2 protein-coding genes are annotated in these 2,487 nt (G+C 34.2%); both read left to right on the top strand.

What is annotated here, in order from left to right; genetic code table 11:
- Positions 1-333, top strand: a 333-nt coding sequence (locus tag K6G87_RS05215; protein WP_296834711.1) for a hypothetical protein, incomplete at its 5' end; no start/stop codon positions are given.
- 590 nt (positions 334-923) lie between these two features.
- The gene (locus K6G87_RS05210; RefSeq protein WP_296834709.1) at positions 924-2,342 is read left to right on the top strand and encodes an AAA family ATPase; all 1,419 of its coding nucleotides are present in this window, start codon (positions 924-926) and stop codon (positions 2,340-2,342) included.
- The last annotated feature ends 145 nt before the right edge of the window (positions 2,343-2,487 follow it).

The following is a 2,487-nucleotide window of genomic DNA, read 5'->3' as shown; positions in this document are numbered from 1 at the left end:
ACTAAAACTTCCGGTAGTGAAGATGATGGTATTTTAAAACCTGAAGCAGTCAGTTATGATAATAGCCGCAGGATCTTAAATATCACCATCGGAAGCATCGCAACATCAAAAGGCGCAGTAGTCACAGTATCAGGTATTCATAGAGCCTCCAATGACTACAAGAAGAAAGTCTTCGACATACTAGAATATGCCTGGATCCCGATCATGACCAAGGATCTTGTAAATGGTAAGCTTCAGAACATGTCAGATGATGAATTTTTAAGCTGGCTAAAAGAAGCAGATATTTCTGAAAACTTAAAAAATGCCATAACAGAAATATATGCTGATAAGTAATATACTGCACAGCATAAGTTGGAAGCTATCGTAATATATAAAATGGTCAAGATATTCCCACCACCTTTAGGTGGTGGGAATATCTTGATTTCTGGTGAGGGGTTATAAGCCCCTTACCAGCAGAGCTGCGTTAGCAGCGATTTTATAACTAGCAAAAAGCAAAGCGTTTGCGAGTTTAACGTATTTGGGCCGTCACATATGTGGCGGCTTTTTTAGCGCATTTAACATATATTCTCAAATTGTTAAAACATTAAAGGTAAGCTTCCACTCTGTCGCTACAGGGTATAAGTTGGTATGATAAACACAGAAAATTAGACCAATTAAAGGTGATTATCAGTCTAAATACTATAAAATTTTACTGATTTAGACTAACTAAAGGCGATTCTGAGTCTAAAAACTATATTTTTTAATCGAAAAAGACAAATTAAGTGGTATAATTAGTCTGAAAGTGATATTATACTGGTAAAAGAAGTGCTGATAATGTAGGCTTTTCAAGGATGATTTCGATTGGCTCTCGAATTGGTGCAGCGAGCTCCACTAATATCGACACATTAGCTACTAATTTTTCTCGCTACATGAGGATTAAATGAATGAATAAAATAATAGGCCGAGTCGATGAACAAAGAAGACTGGATAAGTGCATGAAAACAGTCGAGGCACAGCTTATAGCAGTATATGGAAGGCGTAGGGGTGGAAAAACTTATCTAATAAGGAACTATTTCAATGGGCGTTTTGATTTTATGCTTACCGGAATTAGTAATGCTTCAAAAGATGATCAGCTTCAGAACTTTATCATGGAGCTGAATAGTCAGACCAAGAAGCAGTATCCAAGACCTCAGACTTGGTTGGAAGCATTTTCACTTTTAAGAGATTATATTGAATCTTTGGATGTTGACAGTAAACATGTGGTATTTTTTGATGAAATGCCATGGATGGACACACCAAAGTCTGGTTTTTTATCTGCATTTGAATGGTTTTGGAATGGCTATGGCAGTGCCAAAGACAACCTTGTTTTTATAGTCTGTGGTTCATCAACTTCGTGGATGATGGAAAATATAGATAATAACCATGGTGGATTATATAACAGATTGACATGCAGAATTTATATTAGGCCATTTTCTTTAAAGGAAACAGAGGAATACCTAAAATCTAAAGAGATAGAATGGTCGAGGTATGACATAGTGCAGTGTTATATGATTATGGGAGGAATTCCATATTATCTAAGTCTGCTTGATTCTGAATTGTCATACAATAATAACATTGATAATCTGTTTTTTAGGAAAAGAGCTGAACTTTGGGATGAGTATACAAACTTATACAGTGCTCTTTTTAAGAATAGTAATCAGTATGAAAAAATAGTAGAAGCTTTGAGTAATAAGAAATCAGGATTGTCCAGAGAACAGATAATAAAAGAAACCGGACTTTCAAACAATGGTACTTTGACAAGAATGCTAAATGATCTTGAATATTCTGGTTTTATACGAATTAATGATTTTTATGGAGCGAAGACAAAAATCTATCAGTTAGCTGATTATTATACTCTTTTTTACTATAAATTCATCAGAGATAATTATGGCAATGATGAGCATTATTGGGCACATACTCTCGATAATACTGCAAGAAGAGCATGGTTAGGTTATACCTTTGAACAGGTATGCAAAGATCATGTAGAACAGATCAAGAAAAAACTGGGAATATCCGGAGTGTTATCAGGAATATCTACCTGGAGCAAAAAGGGTGACAGCTCAGATAAAGGCGCACAAATAGACTTAATTATTAAGCGAAGGGATAGAGTTATTAATTTATGTGAATGCAAATATTCTACGGATGAATATGAAATAGATAACGAATACGAAATGAATCTGAGAAATAAAGTTTCAGCATTTATTTCTAATAACCGTGTAAAAGAGTCCATTCAGTTAACGATGATAACGACATATGGTGTAAAAATAAACAAACATAGTAGTGTTGTTAATAGTGAAGTTACTATGGATGATCTGTTTGAATAAGTTTTTTCTTAGTTAGAGTCATGATTCTTATTGCTTGGGTAGCGATGATTTATAGCTAACAAAAAGTATTGCATATAACATAAGAAATGATATTGTACACCCAAAAAGATAGTGATAGCTTTAGGATATAGCTTCTTTCTATAAA

The sequence above is a fragment of the Butyrivibrio sp. genome (genome assembly GCF_024699075.1).
The sequence above is the reverse complement of the archived record's forward strand: the minus strand, read 5'-3'. Positions and strand labels throughout refer to the sequence as shown.